Origin of the sequence: Frondihabitans sp. 762G35 (assembly GCF_002074055.1) — a bacterium.
In the GTDB taxonomy this organism is placed as follows: Bacteria; Actinomycetota; Actinomycetes; order Actinomycetales; family Microbacteriaceae; genus Frondihabitans.
The window spans coordinates 2,713,091-2,733,622 of the sequence record NZ_CP014619.1 but is presented as its reverse complement, the minus strand read 5'-3'; the positions used below and the strand labels follow the sequence as shown (position 1 = coordinate 2,733,622).

Annotated in this window: 20 protein-coding genes and 1 tRNA gene; 6 read left to right on the top strand and 15 right to left on the bottom strand. The window is 71.7% G+C overall.

The window, feature by feature from the left end:
* The 8 genes from AS850_RS12930 to AS850_RS12900 form a co-directional block, all read right to left on the bottom strand.
* Positions 1-702 carry a response regulator gene (locus AS850_RS12930; protein WP_119869495.1) on the bottom strand — a complete coding sequence of 234 codons (702 nt, stop codon included), beginning with the start codon at positions 700-702 and terminating at the stop codon, positions 1-3.
* Positions 699-3,191 carry a sensor histidine kinase gene (locus AS850_RS12925; RefSeq protein ID WP_119869494.1) on the bottom strand — a complete coding sequence of 831 codons (2,493 nt, stop codon included), beginning with the start codon at positions 3,189-3,191 and terminating at the stop codon, positions 699-701. The genes AS850_RS12930 and AS850_RS12925 overlap by 4 nt, the downstream gene beginning before the upstream one ends.
* A gap of 5 nt (positions 3,192-3,196) precedes the next feature.
* Complete coding sequence (gene kdpC / locus AS850_RS12920; RefSeq protein WP_119869493.1) at positions 3,197-3,802, bottom strand: potassium-transporting ATPase subunit KdpC; 606 nt, start codon at positions 3,800-3,802, stop codon at positions 3,197-3,199.
* Between the two features lie 25 nt (positions 3,803-3,827).
* The gene (gene kdpB, locus AS850_RS12915; protein ID WP_119869492.1) at positions 3,828-5,975 is read right to left on the bottom strand and encodes a potassium-transporting ATPase subunit KdpB; all 2,148 of its coding nucleotides are present in this window, start codon (positions 5,973-5,975) and stop codon (positions 3,828-3,830) included.
* A gap of 3 nt (positions 5,976-5,978) precedes the next feature.
* Positions 5,979-7,655, bottom strand: a complete 1,677-nt coding sequence (kdpA, locus tag AS850_RS12910) for a potassium-transporting ATPase subunit KdpA (protein ID WP_119869491.1) — start codon at positions 7,653-7,655, stop codon at positions 5,979-5,981.
* Positions 7,655-7,744 carry a potassium-transporting ATPase subunit F gene (locus AS850_RS12905; protein ID WP_119869490.1) on the bottom strand — a complete coding sequence of 30 codons (90 nt, stop codon included), beginning with the start codon at positions 7,742-7,744 and terminating at the stop codon, positions 7,655-7,657. The genes kdpA and AS850_RS12905 overlap by 1 nt, the downstream gene beginning before the upstream one ends.
* Positions 7,741-7,902, bottom strand: coding sequence for a hypothetical protein (locus AS850_RS16560; protein ID WP_164088458.1), 162 nt, complete (start codon positions 7,900-7,902; stop codon positions 7,741-7,743). The genes AS850_RS12905 and AS850_RS16560 overlap by 4 nt, the downstream gene beginning before the upstream one ends.
* Before the next feature lie 158 nt (positions 7,903-8,060).
* The gene (locus tag AS850_RS12900; RefSeq protein ID WP_119869489.1) at positions 8,061-9,659 is read right to left on the bottom strand and encodes an LPXTG cell wall anchor domain-containing protein; all 1,599 of its coding nucleotides are present in this window, start codon (positions 9,657-9,659) and stop codon (positions 8,061-8,063) included.
* 224 nt (positions 9,660-9,883) lie between these two features.
* Between AS850_RS12900 and AS850_RS12895 the strand changes: the two genes are divergently transcribed.
* Positions 9,884-11,035, top strand: a complete 1,152-nt coding sequence (locus AS850_RS12895) for a VIT1/CCC1 transporter family protein (protein WP_119869488.1) — start codon at positions 9,884-9,886, stop codon at positions 11,033-11,035.
* Between the two features lie 78 nt (positions 11,036-11,113).
* Here the strand turns inward: AS850_RS12895 and AS850_RS12890 are convergent, their stop codons facing one another.
* Positions 11,114-11,965: a phosphatase PAP2 family protein gene (locus tag AS850_RS12890; RefSeq protein ID WP_123955514.1), complete on the bottom strand. Its 852-nt coding sequence runs from the start codon at positions 11,963-11,965 to the stop codon at positions 11,114-11,116.
* A 191-nt stretch (positions 11,966-12,156) separates the two neighbouring features.
* Here AS850_RS12890 and AS850_RS12885 point away from each other — a divergent pair.
* The 3 genes from AS850_RS12885 to AS850_RS12875 all read left to right on the top strand — a co-directional run bounded on the left by AS850_RS12885 (position 12,157) and on the right by AS850_RS12875 (position 13,524).
* Positions 12,157-12,229: transfer RNA gene (locus tag AS850_RS12885), tRNA-Arg, on the top strand.
* Positions 12,230-12,352: 123 nt separating this feature from the next.
* Complete coding sequence (locus AS850_RS12880) at positions 12,353-12,868, top strand: tetratricopeptide repeat protein (RefSeq protein WP_119869486.1); 516 nt, start codon at positions 12,353-12,355, stop codon at positions 12,866-12,868.
* An 86-nt stretch (positions 12,869-12,954) separates the two neighbouring features.
* Positions 12,955-13,524, top strand: a complete 570-nt coding sequence (locus AS850_RS12875; RefSeq protein WP_119869485.1) for a hypothetical protein — start codon at positions 12,955-12,957, stop codon at positions 13,522-13,524.
* Positions 13,525-13,609: 85 nt separating this feature from the next.
* On the opposite strand, the gene AS850_RS12870 is transcribed toward AS850_RS12875, so the two are convergent.
* The gene (locus tag AS850_RS12870) at positions 13,610-14,290 is read right to left on the bottom strand and encodes an SDR family NAD(P)-dependent oxidoreductase (RefSeq protein ID WP_119869484.1); all 681 of its coding nucleotides are present in this window, start codon (positions 14,288-14,290) and stop codon (positions 13,610-13,612) included.
* 102 nt (positions 14,291-14,392) lie between these two features.
* Between AS850_RS12870 and AS850_RS12865 the strand changes: the two genes are divergently transcribed.
* The gene (locus AS850_RS12865; protein ID WP_119869483.1) at positions 14,393-15,241 is read left to right on the top strand and encodes a helix-turn-helix transcriptional regulator; all 849 of its coding nucleotides are present in this window, start codon (positions 14,393-14,395) and stop codon (positions 15,239-15,241) included.
* Here the strand turns inward: AS850_RS12865 and AS850_RS12860 are convergent.
* Both AS850_RS12860 and AS850_RS12855 read right to left on the bottom strand, forming a co-directional pair.
* The gene (locus tag AS850_RS12860) at positions 15,221-16,165 is read right to left on the bottom strand and encodes an NmrA family NAD(P)-binding protein (protein WP_119869482.1); all 945 of its coding nucleotides are present in this window, start codon (positions 16,163-16,165) and stop codon (positions 15,221-15,223) included. The two genes, AS850_RS12865 and AS850_RS12860, sit on opposite strands and share 21 nt — an antisense overlap.
* A gap of 29 nt (positions 16,166-16,194) precedes the next feature.
* Positions 16,195-16,548 carry an ArsR/SmtB family transcription factor gene (locus AS850_RS12855; protein ID WP_119869481.1) on the bottom strand — a complete coding sequence of 118 codons (354 nt, stop codon included), beginning with the start codon at positions 16,546-16,548 and terminating at the stop codon, positions 16,195-16,197.
* Between the two features lie 386 nt (positions 16,549-16,934).
* On the opposite strand from AS850_RS12855, the gene AS850_RS12850 reads away from it, so the two are divergent.
* Positions 16,935-17,975, top strand: a complete 1,041-nt coding sequence (locus AS850_RS12850; RefSeq protein WP_123955513.1) for an acyl-CoA dehydrogenase family protein — start codon at positions 16,935-16,937, stop codon at positions 17,973-17,975.
* Positions 17,976-18,050: 75 nt separating this feature from the next.
* On the opposite strand, the gene AS850_RS12845 is transcribed toward AS850_RS12850, so the two are convergent.
* From AS850_RS12845 to hxlB, 3 genes are all read right to left on the bottom strand, one after another.
* Positions 18,051-19,163 carry an FUSC family protein gene (locus AS850_RS12845; protein ID WP_119869479.1) on the bottom strand — a complete coding sequence of 371 codons (1,113 nt, stop codon included), beginning with the start codon at positions 19,161-19,163 and terminating at the stop codon, positions 18,051-18,053.
* A gap of 92 nt (positions 19,164-19,255) precedes the next feature.
* A complete protein-coding gene (gene hxlA, locus AS850_RS12840; RefSeq protein WP_119869478.1) occupies positions 19,256-19,879 on the bottom strand; it encodes a 3-hexulose-6-phosphate synthase in 624 nt (207 codons plus the stop codon).
* Between the two features lie 29 nt (positions 19,880-19,908).
* Complete coding sequence (gene hxlB / locus AS850_RS12835; protein WP_119869477.1) at positions 19,909-20,481, bottom strand: 6-phospho-3-hexuloisomerase; 573 nt, start codon at positions 20,479-20,481, stop codon at positions 19,909-19,911.
* Positions 20,482-20,532 lie beyond the last annotated feature (51 nt).

The window sequence follows — 20,532 nt, the reverse complement described above, 5'->3', positions numbered from 1 at the left end:
TCAGCCGACCGCCCCGCCGTCTGGCACGAAGCGGTAACCCATGCCCTGCACGGTGACGAGGTAGCGCGGCTGCCCCGGCTCCGGCTCGAGCTTCTTGCGGAGCTGCGCGAGGTAGAGGCGGAGGTAGCCGGTGTCGCGCGCGTGGTTGGGGCCCCAGATCTGCGTCAGCATCGACTCGCGCGTGATCAGTTTGCCGGGGTTCTGCACGAGGAGCTCGAGGATCCGCCACTCGGTGGGCGTGAGGCGCACCGACGTCGGCCGACCGTCGACCAGGCGCGACACGGTCTTGCCGGCGAAGTCGACCGAGACGTCGCCGAAGGCCGAGGAGGGCTCCTCGGTGGCGGCCGGCACACGGCGGGTGAGAGCCCGGATGCGGGCGAGCAGCTCGTCCATCGCGAAAGGCTTGGTGACGTAGTCGTCGGCCCCGGCGTCGAGGGCGTCGACCTTGTCGGCCGCCCCGGTGCGTCCGGAGACGACGAGGATGGGCACCTGCGACCACCCGCGGAGCCCCTCGATCACCTCGATGCCGTTGAGGTGGGGCATGCCGAGGTCGAGCATGACGACGTCGGGGTGGTGGTTGATGGCCTGATTGAGGGCCTCCGCCCCGTTCGCCGCCGTGATCACGTCGTAGCCGCTCGCCCCGAGCGTGACGCGGAGGGCGCGGATGATCTGGGGGTCGTCGTCCGCGACGAGGATCTTCACGCGGTGCCTCCGTAGGGGATCGCAACGGGCAGCGAGACGACCATGGTGAGGCCGCCTCCGGGGGTGTCGTCGGCCTGCAGGGTCCCGCCCATGCCCTCGGTGAAGCCCTTGGAGAGCGCGAGGCCGAGGCCGAGACCGGTCGTGTTGTCGGTGTCGCCGAGCCTCTGGAACGGCTGGAACACCTCGTCGCGCCGCTCGCGCGCGATGCCCGGGCCGTGGTCGGCCACGCGGATCTCGACGTGCGAGGCGAAACGGCTGGCGCTGATGCGCACCCGCGTTCCGAGCGGGCTGTGCCGGTTGCCGTTGTCGAGCAGGTTGACGATGACGCGCTGGAGCAGGACGGCGTCGGCCAGCACCGGCGGCACGTCGTCGCCGAGGCCGAGCTCGACCTCGTCGGGCCCGAGGCCCAATTCGTCGAGGGAGCCGAGGATGACGTCGTCGACGTCGACGTTCGCGATCGAGACGGCCAGGACACCGGCCTGAACCCGGCTCACGTCGAGCAGGTTCGTGACGAGCGTGGCGAGCGAGTCGAGGCTCTCCTGCGCGGTGTCGAGGAGCTCCGTCCGGTCGGCGTCCGACCAGACGACGCCCTGGGAGCGGAGCCCGCTGACGGCGGCCGTCGCGGCGGCGAGCGGCCGACGGAGATCGTGCCCGACGGCGGCGAGGAGGGCCGTCCGCATCTGGTCGGCCTGCGCCAGTGGCGCGACCTCCCGCGCCGTCTTGCTCAGAGCGTTGTGCTCGAGGGCGGCGTCCACCTGGGCGGCGATGACGTTGAGGAGGCGCCGCTCGGACACGGCGAGCTCGGGGCCGTAGAGCTCGATCGTGCCGTGCTCCCCGGCGGGCACCCTCGTGAGGTGGTCGCGGTCATCGGCCTGTCCCGTCTCGGTGACGACCTCGCCGTCGTTCAGGACGCGGACGCTGCGGAGCTGGAACACCTCGCGCGTCCGCGAGATGAGGGCCTGGAGGGCGTCCTGCCCGCGGAGGACGCTGCCGGCGATCGTCGCGAGGAGCTCCGACTCCGCCAGGGCGCGGGCGGCCGAGCGTGAGCGACGGGCCGCCTGGTCGACGACGTAGCTGACCAGGAGGCCGTTGACGACGTAGAGGGTGAGGGCCAGGAAGTGGAGCGGGCGGGCGATCGTGATGCTCTGGAACGGTTCGACGAAGAAGAAGTCGAGGGTGACCCCGGACAGGACGGCGGCGATGAGCGCCGGCCAGATCCCGCCCACGAGGGCGACGACGACCACGAGGAGCTGGTAGACGAGGACGTCGCTCGTGAGCGTGTCGTTGCTCCGGAAGGTGACCAGGAGCCAGGTCACGAGGGGGCCGAGCGCCACGGTCAGGGCGAGCCCGACGATCCTGCGCTTGAGGGTCAGCGCGCCGCTCGCGCGCGGCAGGGTGAAGTGGCCGCCGGCGTTCGAGTGCGTGACGATGTGCACGTCGATGACGCCGGACTCCCGGATGACCGTCGCGCCGATGCCGGGGCCGGTGAGGGCGGCGGCGATGCGGCTCCGGCGGCTCACGCCGATGACGAGCTGCGTGGCGTTCATGGACTTGGCGAAGTCGACCAGGGTGCGCGGGATGTCGTCGCCGATCACCTGGTGGTAGGAGCCGCCGAGCTTCTCGGCGAGGGCCCGCTGCGCCGCGAGGGCGCCGGGGAACGACTCGGCCAGGCCGTCCTGGCGGCTGACGTGGACGACGACGAGGTCGCCTCCGGCCGCCCGCGCCGCGATCCGGGCCCCGCGCTTGATGAGCGTCTCGCCCTCGGGGCCGCCGGTCAGGGCGACGACGACGCGCTCGCGTGCCTCCCACTTGCTGTCGATGCCCTGCTCGGCCCGGTAGGCCTTGAGCGCGGACTCGACCTCGTCGGCGAGCCAGAGCAGCGCCAGCTCGCGGAGGGCCGTCAGGTTCCCGAGGCGGAAGTAGTTGGAGAGGGCGGCGTCGATGCGGGCCGCCGGGTAGACGTTCCCCTCGGCGAGCCGATCGCGGAGCGCCTGCGGTGCCAGGTCGACGACCTCGATCTGGTCGGCCGCGCGGAGCACGCCGTCGGGGATGGTCTCCCGCTGCGGTGCGCCCGTGATCTGCTCGACGACGTCGCTGAGCGACTCGATGTGCTGGACGTTGACGGTGGAGATCACGTCGATCCCGCTGTCGAGGATCGCCTGGACGTCCTGCCAGCGCTTCTCGTTCGCGCTGCCGGGGGCGTTCGTGTGGGCCAGCTCGTCGACGAGGGCGATGTCGGGGTGCCGCGCGATCACGCCGTCGAGATCCATCTCGGTGAGCTCGACGCCGCGGTGCACGCTGGTGAGCCGGGGGACGAGCTCGAGGCCCTGGAGCATCGACGCCGTCGCCGCCCGGCCGTGCGTCTCGACCACGGCGACGACGACGTCCTTGCCCTCGGCGCCCAGTCGGGCGCCCTCCTCCAGCATCGTGTAGGTCTTGCCCACGCCGGGGGCGGCGCCGAGAAGAACGCGGAGCCGCCCTCGTTTCATGGCTTTCAGCCCTTCAGTGTGGCCAGAGCGATATTGAGCTCGAGCACGTTGACCGTCTTCTCACCAAGGTAACCGGCATCGCGGCCCTGGATCGTCGACTCGACGAGCTTCTTCACGCTCGCAGCGGGGAGCCCGCGGACCGTGGCGACCCGGTCGACCTGCAGCAGCGCGTACTCGGGGCTGATGTGCGGGTCGAGGCCGGAGGCGGAGGCGGTGACGGCGTCGGCCGGGACGCTCGAGGGCGAGACGCCGTCGAGCTTCGCGATGGCCGCCTTGCGGTCCTCGACGGCCTTGATGAGGTCGGCGTTCTCGGGGCCGTAGTTGCTGGCGCTCGACGCCGTGGCGTCGTAGCCGTCGCCGGCCGCGGAGGGCCGCGACTGGAACCACTCCGGCAGCGCGTTCCCCTTCTTGTCGGTGAACGACTGCCCGATGAGCGAGCTGCCGACGGTCTTCCCGTCGACCCGCACCGGCGACCCGTTCGCCTGCGCGGGGGCGGCGAGCTGGCCGATCCCCGTGATCAGCGCCGTGTAGGCGATGCCGAGCACGACCGTGAAGACGAGCATGGCGCGGATGGCGACCCAGTACTGACGGGCCAGGGTTCGTGTGTTCATGAGGTTCTTCCTTTGCCGTCGTGGGCTAGAAGCCGGGGAGGAGACTGACGACGAGGTCGACGATCTTGATGCCGATGAAGGGCGCGATGATGCCGCCCAGGCCGTAGACGAGCAGGTTGCGGTTCAGGATGCTCGACGCCGACGCCGCCCGGTACTTGACGCCGCGGAGCGCCAGCGGGATCAGCACGACGATGATGATCGCGTTGAAGATGATCGCCGACAGGATCGCGGAGGCCGGGGAGTGGAGCTGCATGATGTTGAGCAGCCCGAGCCCCGGGAAGATGCCCGCGAACATGGCCGGGATGATGGCGAAGTACTTCGCGACGTCGTTGGCGATGGAGAACGTCGTCAACGCGCCGCGCGTGATGAGCAGCTGCTTGCCGATCCGGACGACGTCGATGAGCTTCGTCGGGTCGGAGTCGAGGTCGACCATGTTGCCGGCCTCCTTCGCGGCCGAGGTGCCCGTGTTCATCGCCACGCCGACGTCTGCCTGCGCGAGCGCCGGGGCGTCGTTCGTGCCGTCACCGGTCATCGCGACGAGGTTGCCGCCCTCCTGCTCCTTGCGGATCAGGGCCAGCTTGTCCTCGGGGGTGGCCTCGGCCAGGAAGTCGTCGACTCCGGCCTCGGCGGCGATGGCGCGGGCGGTCAGCGGGTTGTCGCCCGTGATCATGACCGTGCGGATGCCCATCATGCGCAGCTCCGCGAAGCGCTCCGAGAGGCCCGCCTTGACGATGTCCTTGAGGTAGACGACTCCCAGGATGCGGGCGGTCCCGTCGGCCGTCTTCGTCGCGACGACGAGAGGCGTGCCTCCGGCGTTCGAGATCTCCGTGACGCGGTCGTCGAGTTCGTCGCGCTCGCGGCCGTCGACGGGCCGGCTCTCCTCGATCCAACCGATGACGCTGGATCCTGCACCCTTGCGGATCTGCGATCCGTCGGGGAGGTCGAGGCCGCTCATGCGGGTCTGAGCGGTGAACGGCACGATCTCGCCGGTCGACTCGGTGCGGACCCAGCCGCGCTGCTCGGCGAGGTCGACGATCGACTTGCCCTCGGGCGTGGGGTCGCTGAGCGACGACGTCGCCGCGGCGCCCATGAGCTCGGTGACGGTGATGCCGCCGAGAGGGGTGAACTCCGCCGCCTGCCGGTTCCCGTAGGTGATGGTGCCGGTCTTGTCGAGCAGGAGCGTCGTGACGTCGCCGGCCGCCTCGACCGCGCGACCCGACATGGCGAGCACGTTGCGCTGCACCAGTCGGTCCATGCCGGCGATGCCGATCGCGGAGAGGAGCGCGCCGATCGTGGTCGGGATGAGGCAGACCAGCAGGGCGACGAGCACCGCGATGCTGACGGCGGCGTTGGAGTACGACGCGACCGGGTTGAGCGTGAGCGCGACGACCACGAAGACGATCGTGAGGCTGGCCAGCAGGATGTTCAGGGCGATCTCGTTCGGCGTCTTCTGCCGCGACGCCCCCTCGACCAGGCGGATCATGCGGTCGACGAAGGTCTCGCCGGGCTTCGACGTGATGGTGACGACGATGCGGTCGGAGAGGACGCGCGTGCCGCCCGTGACCGCCGACCGGTCGCCGCCGGACTCGCGGATCACGGGGGCGGACTCGCCGGTGATGGCCGACTCGTCGACCGAGGCGATGCCCCAGACGATGTCGCCGTCACCGGGGATCAGGTCGCCCGCGGTCACGACGACGGTGTCGCCGAGCGTGAGGTCGGCGGACGACACGGTGACCGTCTCCGCCCGATCGGCGGAGGGGTCGCCGGTGGCGTCGTAGCGCGCGACCTTCGTGGCCGACGTCGACGTGCGGGTGGCGCGGAGGGTCTCGGCCTGCGCCTTGCCCCGGCCCTCGGCGACCGACTCCGCGAGGTTCGCGAAGACGACCGTCAGCCAGAGCCAGATGGCGATGCCCCAGGTGAACGAACCGGGCACGGTGGAGCCGCCCGATGTGCCGGCCCCGCCGAGGAACGGCTCCGCGATCGCGATCGCGGTGGTCAGCGCGGCGCCGATCTCGACGATGAACATGACCGGGTTGTGCCACATGTCCCGGGGGTCGAGCTTCCGGAGTGCGCCGGGGAGGGCCTCGAGAAGCTGGGCGCCGGAGAAGGCGCTCTTCTTCTTCTGCGACGTGGGGCGAGGCTCCTGCGTCGGCGTTTCGGTGAGAGTGGACATGGCTTACTTGAGCCCTTCAGCGAGCGGTCCCAGTGCGAGCACGGGGAAGTAGGTGAGCGCGGTCACGATGACGGACACGCCGATGAGGAGGCCGACGAACTGCGGTCGGTGGGTGGGCAGCGTTCCCGCGGTGGCGGGCACCCTGTCCTGAGCCGCCAGCGAGCCGGCGAGGGCGAGGACGAACACGATCGGCAGGAACCGGCCGAGGATCATGACGACGCCGAGCGCCGTGTTCATCCAGGGCGTGTTCGCCGTGATCCCCGCGAAGGCGGAGCCGTTGTTGTTCGCGGCGGAGGTGAACGCGTAGAGCACCTCGGTGAAGCCGTGGAGGCCCGGGTTCCAGATCGAGACCTTCTCGACGTTGTCGCGGACGGCGGGGATCGCGAAGCTGAGCGCGGTGCCGGCCAGGACGAGCGTCGGGGTGATCAGGATGTAGATCGAGGCGAGCTTGATCTCGCGCGGCCCGATCTTCTTGCCGAGGTACTCGGGCGTGCGTCCGACGAGGAGGCCCGCGATGAACACGGTGATGATCGCCAGGATGAGCATGCCGTAGAGGCCGGAGCCGGTGCCGCCCGGGGCGACCTCGCCGAGCATCATGTTGATCAGCGCCATCATCCCGCCGAGCGACGTGAAGGAGTCGTGCGCCGAGTCGATCGCACCGGTCGAGGTGAGGGTCGTCGACGTCGCGAACAGGGTGGAGGCCCAGACGCCGAAGCGGTCCTCCTTGCCCTCCATCGCGGCTCCTGCGAGCTTGGTCGCCGTTCCGGCGCCGTTCAGCTCGAAGAACGTCATCGCGGTGAGCGAGACGGCGTAGATGGTCACCATGACGGCGACGATCGCGTTGCCCTGGCGCTTGTCGCCGACGAGGCGGCCGAAGGTGCGGGGGAGCGAGAACGGGATCATCAGCATGAGGGCGATCTCGAAGAGGTTCGTCCAGGCCGTCGGGTTCTCGAAGGGGTGCGACGAGTTGGCGTTGAAGAAGCCGCCGCCGTTGGTGCCGAGCTCCTTGATCGCCTCCTGCGAGGCCACCGGGCCGCCGGGGATGCTGGCCGTTCCGCCCGTGATCGTCTGCACGTCGGTGAACCCGTTGAAGTTCTGGATCACGCCGCCCACGATCAGGACGACGGCCGCGACGATCGCCATCGGGAGGAGCAGGCGCAGGATGCCCCGGGTGAGGTCCACCCAGAAGTTGCCGAGCGTGCCCGACCTGATGCGGGCGAGCCCGCGGATGAGCGCCACGGCGACGGCGATGCCGACCGCGGCCGACACGAAGTTCTGCACGACGAGCCCGCCGAGCTGGACCGCGTAGCCCATGGTGACGTCGGGGGAGTACGACTGCCAGTTCGTGTTGGTCACGAACGACGCGGCGGTGTTGAACGCGAGCCCCTCGGGGATCGCGGGGAACCCGAGCGAGTAGGGCAGGACGGCCTGCATGCGCTGGATGACGTAGACGAAGATCAGACCCACGACGGAGAAGACGAGGACGCCGCGGAGGTACGCGCGCCAGGTCTGCTCGGACAGCGGGTCGACGCCGATGAGGCGGTAGAAGACCCGCTCGACCCTGAGGTCCTTCTTCGTCGAGTAGATGTGGGCCATGTAGTCGCCGAGGGGCCGGTAGAGCAGCACCAGGACGACGGCGAGGGTCAGGATCTGGAGGATCCCGGCGAGGGCGTCGGGCATCAGAACTTCTCCGGCTTCACGAGGGCGTAGATCAGGTAGACGAGGCTCGCCGCTGCGAGGAGGGCCGCGATGACGGTGAAGACGATCACAGCTTCTCCACCCCCGTCGCGACGAGGGCGATGACCGCGAAGACGGCCGCCACCACGAGCAGGTAGACGATGTCGAGCACTTCGACTCCATTCGGAGATTCCGGGGCCGAGCCGGTGGGGCTCGGGTGCCCGCGGGGGCACAGCAGATGAGTAGACACCTGCCGGGGCTCTCCGAACGGTCCCCTCACGACTTCCATACGGGTGCGAACGGATCCCTTACGGTTCCCTAACACCCCGGCTTCCGGGCGCGGAAAAGCCCGCCCGCGCGAGAGGCGCGGACGGGCTTTCCGGTGGTGCTGTGTGCGGTGCTGCCGCGTTACTCGGCGAGCGTCCGGCGGCGACGCGAGGCGACGACGAGGCCGGCACCGACGACGAGCAGGAGCCCGCCGGCGGCGAGGTACGGGCCGTCGTTCGAGCCCGTGAAGGCGAGCGTCGTGGGCGAGCCGTCGGCGGCCGTCGTGACGGTCGCGGCGAGCGTGAACGACACGGGGCCGGCGATGCCGGTCTCGATCAGGTTGCCGTTCTCGTCGGCCGCGGGCACGCCGTTCGGGTCGAGGAGGACGCCCTGCGCGAGGACGCTGTAGGCGCCCGGAGCGGCCTTGTACGTGACGCTCCAGGTCCCGTCCTGACCGACGACGATCGGTGCTGCCTGGTCGGCAGGAGCCGAGGGCGACGAGGCCTTGGGGGCGACGCGCGCACCCGTGGCCGGCGTCTTCATCGCGGCGACCGTGTCGGCGAGGATCTGCGAGATCTCCTTCGGGTCGCCGTAGACGAGGACGATGTTGCTGCCCGGGGTGCCGCGACCGGCGAACGTGATCGTCGAGCCGGTGAGCGCCTCGCCCTGGGTCGGCGACGTGATCGTCGGGTCGGCGATGAGGACGCCGACGCCGCTGGCGATCGTCTTGCTGGTCGCGCCGGTGATGGTGACGGCGTAGAGCCCGCCGGGCTTGCTCTTGGGGAAGGTGATCGTCGCGACGAGGTTGCCCGAGTCGTCGGTCGTGAGGCTCGAGGGGTCGATGGCGAAGGGCGAGCCGGAGCCGTCCTCGTTCTCGACCGTGATGGCGACCTGCTCGCCGCCCGCGAAGCCGGACGCGTCGACCGCGATGCCGACGGTCGAGCCGTACTGCACGCTCTGGATGACGGGGGTCAGGGTGACCTGCGCCTCTCCCTTGACGGGGGCCGCCGCGAAGACGAGCCGGCGCACGGCGGTGGCCGGCGCGGTGCCGGTCTCGGTGACGTGCACGAGGATCGAGGAGACGCCCTGCGGGAGCTTCGAGAAGTCCGTGGTCGCGATGGTGAAGGCGCCCGTGTTGTCGACGGTCGCGGATCCTGCGGTCTCGGTGCTGCCGGCGGTGCCGGTGTAGGTGACCGTGACGGTGTCGCCCGCGGTGCCCGTGCCGGTGAAGGCCGGGGTGGCGGTCGGCGAGGCGACGGTCTGGCTGGGCGTCGCGACGGAGAAGGGCTGCGAGACCACCGGGGCGGGAGTCGGGGCGACCTTCAGCGAGAAGGTGCGAGTGACGGCGGTGGCGGCCGGGTCGACGGCGTTCGACGCGTCGAGCGGGGTGACGGTCGCCGCGACGCTGGTGACTCCGGCGTCGAGGTTCGACAACGTGGCGTCGGTCGTCCAGGCGCCGGTGCCGTCGGTGACGGGGGCGGTGATCGTGGCGGTCTCCGCCGTACCCGAGCCGTTGTCGTAGGTGACGACGAGGTGGTCGGCGGCGGGGAGACCCTGACCGTCGAAGGTGACCTTCGTCGGCGCGGCCGTGTTGTCGACCGTCGACCCGGCGACCGGGTTCGTCACGGAGAACGCGTTCGGCGCGGCGCTGGCGGGAACCGCCGCGAGAAGCGCACCGCCGAGCGCGAGGGAGAGGACGGTGGGGACGGCGAGAGCCCTGCCCCGGGTGGATTTCAGCACGGATGTGATCCTTTTTCGGTAGCCGATCTGATCAGCGCGCTCCGCCGCAGCTCCGCGGCGAGAGGACCACACCCCCCAGATGCACCGGATGGCGACCGATGCGTGGAGAACGTACCAAGAAAGATGCGTTCCGTGCACGCGTAGCCGGAAAACGACTTCTGCGGCCTCCGGCCGAGCCCTTTCGGGGGCTCCGGTACCCTGGAGCCTTGCCTTCAGGAGATGCGATGACCGACACCCTTCCCCCGCGCGAGCCGAGTGCCGCGGACCTCCGCCGGTGGCGTCGCTACCTCGCCGACGAACGAGCCGAAGCCGCCGTCTACCGCGACCTCGCCGCCCGCCGATCGGGTGAGGAGCGCGACATCCTGCTCGCGCTCGCCGACGCCGAGGGTCGCCACGAGCAGCACTGGCGCGACCTGCTCGGCGACCGCGTCGGGCGACCGGCCGGGACCGACCTGCGCACGCGCATCCTGGGGCTGCTGGCCCGCCGCTTCGGCTCGATCTTCGTGCTCGCCCTCGTGCAGAGCGCCGAGGGGCGCTCGCCCTACGCGGACGACGACGACGCCACCGACGCGATGGCGGCCGACGAGCGGATCCACGGGGAGGTCGTCCGCGGTCTCGCCGAGCGTGGCCGCTCGCGTCTCTCCGGCACGTTCCGCGCCGCCGTGTTCGGCGCGAACGACGGCCTCGTGTCGAACCTCGCGCTGATCCTCGGTGTCAGCGCCAGCGGCGCGGCTCCGGCCGTCGTCCTCATCTCCGGCGTCTCCGGCCTCCTGGCGGGCGCCCTGTCGATGGGAGCGGGCGAGTACGTCTCGGTCACGTCGCAGCGGGAACTCCTCGCGGCGTCCGTCCCCGACCCGACCGCCTCGACCGTCCTGCCCAACCTCGACGTGGACGCGAACGAGCTCGAGCTCGTCTACCGCGCCCGCGGCATGGACGCCGCCGAGGCGGAGGCGCACGCCCGCGAGGTGCTCGCCGCACTGCAGGTGCGCACCGGGTCCGTTCCCGTGCAGGAGGCCCGGGCCGCCCTCGCCGCTCCCGTCGGCGCCGCCCCGCTCTCCGCCTCCGCGGCCGACGCGCCCGCCGACGACCACGAGGCCATCGGCAGCGGCATCGGGGCCGCCGTCTCGAGCTTCTTCTTCTTCGCCTCCGGCGCGATCATCCCGCTCATCCCGCTGTTCTTCCGGGCGACCGGGCTGACGGCCATCGTCCTCTCGTCTGTGCTGGTCGGGATCGCCCTCCTCGGCACCGGCGCGATCGTCGGACTCCTCTCGGGGACGTCGCCGCTCCGCCGCGCGCTCCGCCAGCTCGCCATCGGCTTCGGTGCCGCGGCGGTCACGTACGGGCTGGGGCTCCTCTTCGGCGTCGAGGCGGGCTAGTCGGGGATCCTGCGCTCCGCACTCGCCGTCGTGCCGACCTGACGGGGATCGCGATGTCAACGGCGGGCGGCCGCGGTGTCAGAAGCTACGGTCGAGCTTCCAGGCGAGCCAGCCGGCCGCGAACACTACGCCGGCCGACAGGAGGCGTGCCCCGGTCAGGACGCCGGGGCCCGTCGACATCGTGATCGACATGTCGGCGCCGATGCCGATGGCGAAGACGGCCCCGGCCGCGGCGAGGGTCGCCACCATGGCCAGCCCCAGCACGGCGGAGGTGAAGCCGTGGGCCTTGCGACCGACGGTGTCGCGGGGGTCCTTCGACCAGAGCGCTGCGGCCCCGCGGACGATCGCGAGCCAGAGAAACGTGACGGCGCAGGCCCCGCAGACGTCGCTCACGCGGTGCCACCCGTAGGCGACGGTCTGTTCGGCGACGAGCGCGGCGAACACCGTGCCGAGGACCATGACGAGCGGGCGCAGGTGCCGCCCGAAGGCGGTCGAGAGCGCGAGGACCCCGGCGATGGCGATGGTCACGTGCCCGCTCGGGAAGCTGTTGCTGAGGGTGAGGGTGGTCAACTCCGGCCGCGGGGCGACGGCCTTGATGACCTGCGTCGTGGCGATGGCTCCCACGATGAGCGCACCGGCCTGGACCGCGGCGCCGGGACGACGTCGGATGAACGCGATGACGACCACGACCGCGACCACCACGAGGATCGCGGGCATCGAGATCGCGTCGAGGGCGCGGCCCGACTTGAGCAGAGTGCCACCGTCGACGGACCGCAGGATGCTGTCCTCGATCTCCTGCCCCGGCTTCGTCAGCACCGCGAGGAGGTAGACCCCGCCGAGGGCGACGATCGACGCGACTCCCGCGAGTACCCACCGGGCCGGCACCTGACGGCGGACAGCCGTCGACGCGGAGACAGTGGTTGCGGGCACCCGTCAATCCAAGCGCACACCCCCTGACAAGTGGCTCAGTCCCGCCCGGCAATGCCCGGTGAGCGAACTCCCTGTCAGATCACAGGGGACCGCAGGATGCGCGGGATCCGCGTCGCGGCCCGGCACCTCGATTCGCGGCCGGCCCTCCGCTCGTGTAATGTTTCCTCTGGCCGTTCGCGGCTGGAAGACCTGCGCTCGTAGCTCAACGGATAGAGCATCTGACTACGGATCAGAAGGTTGGGGGTTCGAGTCCCTTCGAGCGCACACTGGTTGAGACAGTGAACGCCACCCAGGTGGAAGGTAGAGGCCCCGCATCGCAAGGTGCGGGGCTTCTGCTTTGTACCGGGGCCGTCGCCGTCCCCACGATCCGCCGAGGAGGACACGACCATGGCCGATGATCTCGACGCCCAGCTGGACGGCATCTTCGCCGCTCGCGACCGGGACGACATGGGCCCGACCATCGACGCTCTGCTGCCGCTCCACGCCGCGCACCCCGAGCATCCGAGAGTCCTCTACGAACTCGGCGGCGCCTACGACACCGCGGGTGACGAAGCGACGGCGCTCGGCTACTACGAGCGGGCCATGGAGCGCGGCCTGGCGGGGGATCTCCGCCGCCGCTGCTTCCTCCAGTACGGAAGCACCCTCCGGAACCTCGGCAGGATCCGGGATTCGCTGGAGGTCTTCGCGCGGGCACGGGCGGAGTTCCCCGAGTCCGTGGCGCTCGGAGCCTTCGAATCCCTGACGCTCCACGCGGGCGGACAGGCGAACACCGCTCTGGCGCGGCTCCTCACCCTCGTGGCCGACCACGTGGAGGCGCCCGAACTTGACAGGTACAGGCCGGCGCTGCGGGGCAACGCCGACTACCTGGCCTCCCTCGACGACGGGCCCGCGGGAGAGCCCTGAGATCCCCTCAGACCACGAGGACAGGGGAGCGGCGACCACCGTTCGGGGGCGAGAGAGACACCGGGTGCGGCCGATACGCTCGCACCATGAACGCGGGGCGGATCGTGATGGGGGTGTCGACGGCGCTGGCGCTGGTCGGGGCCGTGGGATTCGCGTTCCAGCTGCATACTTCCGAGCCGATCCAGGGTTCCAGCGTCGGCGTGTGCGGGTGGCCTCAGGTCAGACCGCTGACCTCCCCGTACTCGATGGCGGCGAGCTTCGTCATCAAGAACACGTCGGGGTCGCCCGTGACGCTCAGGGGACTTCACGCGACCAAGCTCGTGGGGCTCCGGTCCGCCGGCGTGACCGTGTCGGTGGGGGCGGACGCGGACGAGTCCGAGAACTACCGGGTCGAAGCCGCGGTCGGCGTGCCCGCCGACGAGGTCGCGAAGAGCACCCCCGTCTCTCTCGACGCTCCCCTCACCCTCACCCTCGCCCCGCACTCGTTCGCCAGGGTCATCACGAAAATGACTCTCGCCGACGGGGCGAGGGCGGGCTACGCCACCGACTTCGCCCTGGCGACCGACCGCCCCCTCGGCGGGATCGAGACCCAGACCCTCACCGCATCCGTCGGTCTCGGCGTCGACGGTGACGCCTGCTCCGCCCTCGGTCAGTAGGACGGGAGCGTCGTTCCGGTTCGATCGGCGTGAGATCGGACCTCTGGAGTGTGCGACGCCCGCGGCCGACGCGCCGCCGGTCTCCTCAGTAGTCGATCCGCCCCCGCCGATCGTGGAACTCGCCGGTCGGCCCGTCGGGCCCGACGAGAGCCAGCGCGACCGTCGCGTCGGTCCCCTCGGTCACCGTCTGGTGGCCGCCGTGGCCGTTGAAGTCGGTGGCCGTGTAACCGGGGTCGCTCACGTTGACGCGGAACGCGGGGAGGTTCTTGGCGTACTGGACGGTGAGGGCGATGACGGCCGCCTTCGACGCGGCGTACGGCACAGCGGCCACCGGGTACTCGTCGTGGCCCTCGGTGCTGAGCCAGCGCGGCCAGCCGACTCCGGAGGCGACGTTGACGATCACTGGCCGAGGGGACCGCCGCAGCAGGGGGAGCGCCGCCTGGGTCACGCGGACGATCCCGACGACGTTGACGTCGAAGACGTCCTGGAGCTTCTCGGGGGTGAGATCGTCGACGCCGAACGACGTGCCGAGGATCCCGGCGTTGTTGACGAGGACGTCGAGCTCGGGGAGCGAGGCCACGGTGGCGTCGACGCTCGCGGGGTCGGTGACGTCGAGCTGCACGGCGTGCGCACCGAGGGCTCGGACGGCATCGCCCGCGTCCAGGTCGCGCATCCCGGCGTAGACGGTGTGGCCGGCGTCGAGGAGGCGGCGGGCGGTCTCGAGGCCGAGGCTCTTGTTGGCCCCGGTGATGAGTGTGGTGGTCATGGCCCCATCCTGCGCCCGCCCTGGCCCCGTCACCCAGGCCCCGTCCGACGGGGGTACTCCGGGTACCACCGTCGCGGAGCCCCGGGGAGGGAGGATGGACGCATGAGCGAGTTCGCGAGCGTCCTGAGGTCGTGGCGTGACCGGGTGACCCCGGCCGAGGTGGGTCTTCCCGCCGGTTCCGGGCGCCGCGCGCGGGGCCTCCGGCGGGAGGAGCTCGCCGCCCTCGCGGGCGTGAGCGTCGACTACGTCGTCCGCCTCGAGCAGGGGCGGGCGTCGAATCCGTCGCCACAGATGCTCCGGGCGCTGTCGGTGGCGCTCCGTCTCAGCGACGACGAACGCGACCACCTCTACCGGTCGGCAGGAGCCGCGCCGCCGTCGGCGGGCATCGTCCCGCGGCACGTCGGCCCGGGCGTGCAGCGCATCGTCGACCGTCTCGGCGACGTGCCGCTCGCCGTGTTCACGGCGACCCACGACATCCTGCTCTGGAATCCGCTCTGGGCCGCGATCAACGGCGATCCGTCGCGGTTCGTCGGCCTCGAACGGAACCTCGTCTGGCGGCACTTCACCTCGGGGCACGCGGGCACCGAGTTCGACGCGCAGCACGAGGAGGACTTCGCCAGCGACCTGGCCGCCGACCTGCGGGCCGCCGTCGGGCGCTACCCCCGCGAAGCCTCGCTCACGCACCTCGTGGCGCGGCTCCGGGCGTCGTCGCCCGAGTTCGAGCGCCGCTGGGCCGAGGCCAAGATCGCCGAGCACCGGTCGAGCCGCAAGACCGTCACGTCGACGCCGGTCGGGCCGATCACCGTCGACTGCGACGTCCTCACCGCTCCCGGCAGCGATCTGCGGATCGTCGTCTACACGGCCGCCCCGGGCTCCGACGACGAGGCGCGCCTCGACCTGCTGCGGGTCACGGGCCTGCAGGAGCTCGAGTCACCCTCGCCGACGCGGTGACGGGGCGGCCGGACCCTTCGGAGTCGACGTCGCGAGGTGCGCGTCGAGGACGTCCCGCACGCTCGTCCAGGTCAGCTCGCCGTACCGGTCGTTGTCGACGTGCCGGAGCCGGGCCTCGCCGCTGAACATGCTGACGAAGTACTGCATGCCCTGCCAGGCCGGGAAGGTCGCCTCGGCGTTCTTCGACAGGCGCCTGCCGATAGTGCTCATCGCCGAGAGGGTGCCCGTCGTGCCGGCCCACTGGAGCGCGAAACGGGTGCCCGTGAGCTCGGTCATGATTTGGGCGACGTCGCGCGCCGACACCCGGGATCCTGCGATCTCGACGACCCGGGGGCTGGTGTCGTCGAGCGCCACGAGGGCGGTGATGCGGGCGACGTCGTCCTTCGTGGTGAAGTCGAGGAGCTGATCGGCGGACGACCAGAAGAGGACGCGTCGGCGGTCGAACAGGATCAGCGGCGCCTCGTCGGTGAGCAGATCCGTGAACATGCCGTTGAGGATCGAGGTCGCCCGGACGTCGGCGGCGTCCACGTCGGCGGCGAAGTCGCGTCGGAGCTCGAAGTTGCGGTTGCTGCCGGGGCGGATCCGGCGGTAGTCGGCCGAGTAGTCGGAGGGGACGAACCGGGGCACCCCGGCGGCGACCGTCGCCCGGAGGAGCGCCCGCTGGGCGTCGAGGATGACGGGCCGCGTCCCGCTGAGGGCCGAGACGACGACGTCGGCCCCCGAGACGGCGCCGGCCAGGGCATCGGGGTCGGAGTAGCCGGCTGTGACGACGTCGACACCCTCGTCGCCGTCGAAGAGGGTGGCGGCCGCTTCGTTCCCGGGGCGGGTGAGGACGCGGACGTGGACGTCGTGGAGCCGCAGCTCGCGGACGATGCGGTGGCCGAGATCGCCGGTGGCGCCGGCGACGAGGACGGTGCGGGTCATGGGGAGGGGGCTCGTTCCGTCGGTGGCCGTCAGTCGGCGAGGGCGATCGTCGACGAGAGCTGACTGGTGGTGGTCTCGAGGATCTTGACGAGGAGGGCGCGGGCGACGACGAGGAGGTCGGCGACCTCGGGGTAGGCGAGTCGGTAGACGACGCGGGTGCCCCGGCGTTCCGACTGCACCAGGTTGTGGCGGCGCAGCACCGAGAGGTGCTGGGAGACGAGCGAGGCTTCGAGCCCGGTCGATTCGATCACCTCGGCCACGGACAGCTCGGTCGACGCGACGAGGAGCTCCAGGATCCGGACGCGCGCCGGGTGCGAGAGGCCCTTGAAGAGGTTGGCCTTGATCTCGTTCAGCGGGCGTCGGGCGCCGTCGGAATCGTGCATCTGCTCAGCCTCGCACGGCCGTCGACGCCCATCAACTCGTCAGGAGGCGCGACGGCACCACGGCGGCTCCATGCCGGAGTCGTAATTGAGATAATTAGCAGATAGACATATGTCTGGATTCTGGTGCAGGATGGAGACGCACGACAGCGCCTCCCACGGCGATGCTCGTCCCGCGATACCAGGGGCCGCCCCGTGAAGGTGCCCCGTTTCCCCCATCGTGAGTCGGCACACCCGGGCGCGGTGTCTCGCGGACGGGCTTCGGGGCTCGGATCTCGCGAGGTGGGCGGCCGACCTCCCCGATCCGGGTCGGCCGTCCACCCAGCCGGGGCCGGCTCAACGGGCGGTCGACCACGCGCCGGTCGGCTCCGCGCGCTAGGTTGCAGAGCATGACAGAGCCCTGTTCCGCCCCGGTTGACCCGCCGATTCGCGCCGCGCTCGCCGCGGCTCCAGGCCCCCTCACGACGGCGGTGCAGGAGGCCCGGCCGACGTCGGTCGCCGACATCCTGTCCCTCGCCCCCGCGCTCGAGGCGACCCGGCCCTTCGTCGGCGAGGGGGCGACGCTCGACGTGTGGGAGGCGCTCGCGACGCTCGGCGCCGCGGACCTGTCGCTCGCCAGGGCGCTGGAGCCGCATCTCGACGCCGTGACGATCCTCGAGCAGGCCGGGCTCGCGCATCCTGCGGGCAGCACCTGGGGGGTCTTCGCGGCCGAGGGCGCCGGGATGCGGCTCACGGCGGCGCCCGACGGTGACGCCTGGCTGCTCGACGGGGTGAAGCCCTGGTGCTCGCTCGCGGGCGACGTGTCGCACGCCCTCGTGACCGCGTGGGTCGGCGACGAGCGGCGGCTCTTCGCCGTCGCGCTCCGCGACCCCGACGTCGTCGTCGATCCCGGCTGGACGGCGCTCGGCCTGACCGACGTCCCGAGCGGCCCGGTCTCGTTCGCGGGTGTCCGGGCCCTGCCCGTCGGCGAGCCGGGCTGGTACCTCCGCCGGCCCGGGTTCGCGTGGGGCGGCATCAGCGTCGCGGCCTGCTGGTTCGGCGGGGCGACGGGCATCGGGAGGACGCTGCTCGCGGCCGCGCGGGCTCGCGGCGCCGCCGACCCGATCCTCCGGATGCACGTCGGCCGCGTCGACGCCCGTCTCCACGAGGCCCGGACGGTGCTCGTCGCGGCCGCCGCCGACGTCGACGGCGGCAGAGCGGTCGGCGCGGCCGGGGAGCTCCTCGCGGCCCGGGTCCGCGCCACGGTGGCCGGAGCCGCGGAGGAGGTCCTCCGGAGCGCCGCCCACGCCCTCGGCCCCTCGCCCCTCGTCACCGACGTCGCGCACGCCGAGCGGGTGGCCGACCTGGAGCTCTACGTCCGGCAGCACCACGCCGAGCGCGACGAAGCAGCCCTCGGGCGGGCGGTGCTTCTGGCAGGAGCCCCGTGGTGAGGTCCGCGCCCGGGGTCTGATGCCTCCCGACCCCTCGCCCCCCTGCCCGCTCCGCCGCTGGCCCGCACGCCCGGCTCAGCCGGCCGCCCGCTCCGCCTGCGCCCCGACCTGCTCCTGCAGGTACATCAGGATCCGCCGGAGGTGCATGGCGCACAGCACGCCCGGCCCCATCGCCGTGCCGTCGTCGAGGGTGCGCGCGTCGACGACGACCACCAGCTCGCGCACCGCTCGGGCGGCGAGGCCCAGGGCGCGGTGCGCCTCCGCGGCCGCGGGATCCTGGAGTTCGAGGACGTCGGCGACGCGGTGGCAGGCGGCGCTGAGGGGCGTGACGAGCGCCGCGTCGAAGGTGAAGGCTCCGGGCCGGCCCCAGATGTTGTCGGCCAGTCCGCCGGAGATGTCGCGGAGGTGGAAGACGACGGTGTCGAGCATCTCCAGCCGCCGGAAGTCCTTCTCGACGTCGTGCTTCTGGAAGAGGGTCCGCGGGTTTCCCTTGCGGCTCTCGTCACCCTCGGCCAGAGTCTGCCGGACCGCCGTCGCCGTCTCGGCCAGGGACTCCGCGTTGCGCGACCACTCGGCGTGCTGCGGTGGCCAGGTCTCCTCGAGCGCGTAGCCGATGTCGTGGAGGTGCGCCGCGAGCTGCTTCTGGAAGGCGTCGACCCGGGCGGCGGCGGAGAGCGTCGTGATGGCGGGGGCCACGAGGAAGTTGACGGCGAGGCCGACGACGACGCCGACCCCCATCTGCACGAGGTAGCCGACGGAGTAGCCCTCGGCGTTCCGGCCGCCGATGATGAGGACGAACAGTGCCGCCGTGGAGACGTACGAGCTCCCGGCCCCGAACCAACCCGTGCCCGACAGCACCACGCCGACTCCGACGACGAGCGGGATGCTCCACCAGGTGGGCCCGACCGTCACCACGACGAGCGCTGCCAGGAGGATGCCCGCCACGAGGCCCAGGAGCGTCTGCAGGCCCGTCTTCGCGGATCCCATGAGCGTGGACGACATGCTGACGAGCGCTCCGAGCGGCGCGTAGTACGGGTACTTCTCGGTCACCCCGGGCATGTGCGGGGCGATGAACCAGGCGATCCCGACGGCCAGCGCGGTCTTCAGGGCGAGCAGGAGCCTCGGGCGAGCGCTCGCCTCGCGGAGGGAGCGCAGCACGGCTCCCGGTGCGCTCCTCGTGTCGGTCATGCCGGGAACACTAGCGGCACGGGAAGGCCGCCGCAGCCTGCGCTGCGACGGCCTCGTCGGACGACCCCCGGGGAGGATCGGACGTCTCCCTGTCAGACGATGGCGGCGCGGAGCGCGGCGGCGGCGGCGCCCACGTCGGGAGCGCCGTAGATGGCGCCGCCGGCGACGGCGACCTCGGCTCCGGAGGCCTGGACGGCCTCGATGGTGGAGACGGAGATCCCGCCGGCCACAGAGAACGCGACGCCGGACGCCTTGCCGTCGTCGAGCAGCGTGTCGAACGTGAAGCCGTCCTCCGCCTGCTCGTCGAGGCCGGCGTGCATCTCGACGAACTGGACGCCGAGGGCGGTGACCTCCTTGGCGCGCGCGACCTTGTCGGCGACGCCGATCAGGTCGGCGACGACGCCCTTGCCGTGCTTCTTCGCAGCCTTCACGGCTCCGACGATGGTGCTGTCCCCGGCGACGCCGAGGACCGTCACGAGGTCGGCTCCGGCGCTGAACGCGATGTCGGCCTCGAGCTCGCCGGCGTCCATGGTCTTGAGGTCGGCGAAGACGATCTTGTCGGGGTGGGCGTCCTTGATGGCCGTCACGGCGGAGAGGCCGGCGCTCTTGATGAGCGGCGTGCCGAGCTCGAGGATGTCGACGTGCGGGGCGGCCGCGGCGGCGAGTTCGAGGGCGGCCTCGGTGGTCAGGGTGTCCATGGCGAACTGGAGCTTCATGAGGGTGCCTTTCGTAGCGTGGGGGAGGGTCATTCGAGATTGGAGTGCGACGGCCACAGGTCGTCGGCGGAGCGGCCGGAGCGGCGCCAGAGCGCGTCGAAGAGGGCGTCGCCGGTGAGGACGACGAGCTGCTCGAAGAGGCCGCCGGCGTACTGGGCGCTGGCCGTCCCCGAGCGGTCGAGCTTCGCCGCGGCGGGCAGGAGCACCACCGTGTCGGCCGCCTCCGCGAGTGGGGAGTCGGCGTCGGTCGTCAGGGCGGCGACGCGGGCGCCGACGGAGCGCGCGGTCTCGGCGGCGCGCAGGATGCTCGAGGTCGTCCCCGACCCGCTGGCCGTCAGCAGGAGGTCGCCCGAGGCGATCGCCGGGGTCGTGACCTCGCCGACGACGTGGACGCGCAGCCCCAGGTGCATCAGGCGCATCGCGGTCATGCGGAGCGCGAGGCCGGAGCGGCCGGCGCCGAGGACGAACACGCGCTCGGCCCGGTCGAGGGCGTCCAGAGCGGCGTCGAGGTGGGCGTCGCGGACGACGGCCTCGGTGGCCATGGCGATCTCGCCGGCGATCCGGGCGAGGGAGTCGGCGGTGCGGGCGGCGGCGTCGGTCATAGCTTCAGCCTGCTCGCTCCGCGCGGGCCCGGACGCTCCCCGATCCGATGG

Coding starts and splice junctions, on each gene's coding strand:
- AS850_RS12925 (WP_119869494.1), bottom strand. CDS start 3,191: ATGAAACGAGGGCGGCTCCGCGTTCTTCTCGGCGCCGCCCCCGGCGTG.
- kdpC (WP_119869493.1), bottom strand. CDS start 3,802: ATGAACACACGAACCCTGGCCCGTCAGTACTGGGTCGCCATCCGCGCC.
- kdpB (WP_119869492.1), bottom strand. CDS start 5,975: ATGTCCACTCTCACCGAAACGCCGACGCAGGAGCCTCGCCCCACGTCG.
- kdpA (WP_119869491.1), bottom strand. CDS start 7,655: ATGCCCGACGCCCTCGCCGGGATCCTCCAGATCCTGACCCTCGCCGTC.
- AS850_RS12895 (WP_119869488.1), top strand. CDS start 9,884: ATGACCGACACCCTTCCCCCGCGCGAGCCGAGTGCCGCGGACCTCCGC.
- AS850_RS12880 (WP_119869486.1), top strand. CDS start 12,353: ATGGCCGATGATCTCGACGCCCAGCTGGACGGCATCTTCGCCGCTCGC.
- AS850_RS12875 (WP_119869485.1), top strand. CDS start 12,955: ATGAACGCGGGGCGGATCGTGATGGGGGTGTCGACGGCGCTGGCGCTG.
- AS850_RS12870 (WP_119869484.1), bottom strand. CDS start 14,290: ATGACCACCACACTCATCACCGGGGCCAACAAGAGCCTCGGCCTCGAG.
- AS850_RS12865 (WP_119869483.1), top strand. CDS start 14,393: ATGAGCGAGTTCGCGAGCGTCCTGAGGTCGTGGCGTGACCGGGTGACC.
- AS850_RS12860 (WP_119869482.1), bottom strand. CDS start 16,165: ATGACCCGCACCGTCCTCGTCGCCGGCGCCACCGGCGATCTCGGCCAC.
- AS850_RS12855 (WP_119869481.1), bottom strand. CDS start 16,548: ATGCACGATTCCGACGGCGCCCGACGCCCGCTGAACGAGATCAAGGCC.
- AS850_RS12850 (WP_123955513.1), top strand. CDS start 16,935: ATGACAGAGCCCTGTTCCGCCCCGGTTGACCCGCCGATTCGCGCCGCG.
- AS850_RS12845 (WP_119869479.1), bottom strand. CDS start 19,163: ATGACCGACACGAGGAGCGCACCGGGAGCCGTGCTGCGCTCCCTCCGC.
- hxlA (WP_119869478.1), bottom strand. CDS start 19,879: ATGAAGCTCCAGTTCGCCATGGACACCCTGACCACCGAGGCCGCCCTC.
- hxlB (WP_119869477.1), bottom strand. CDS start 20,481: ATGACCGACGCCGCCGCCCGCACCGCCGACTCCCTCGCCCGGATCGCC.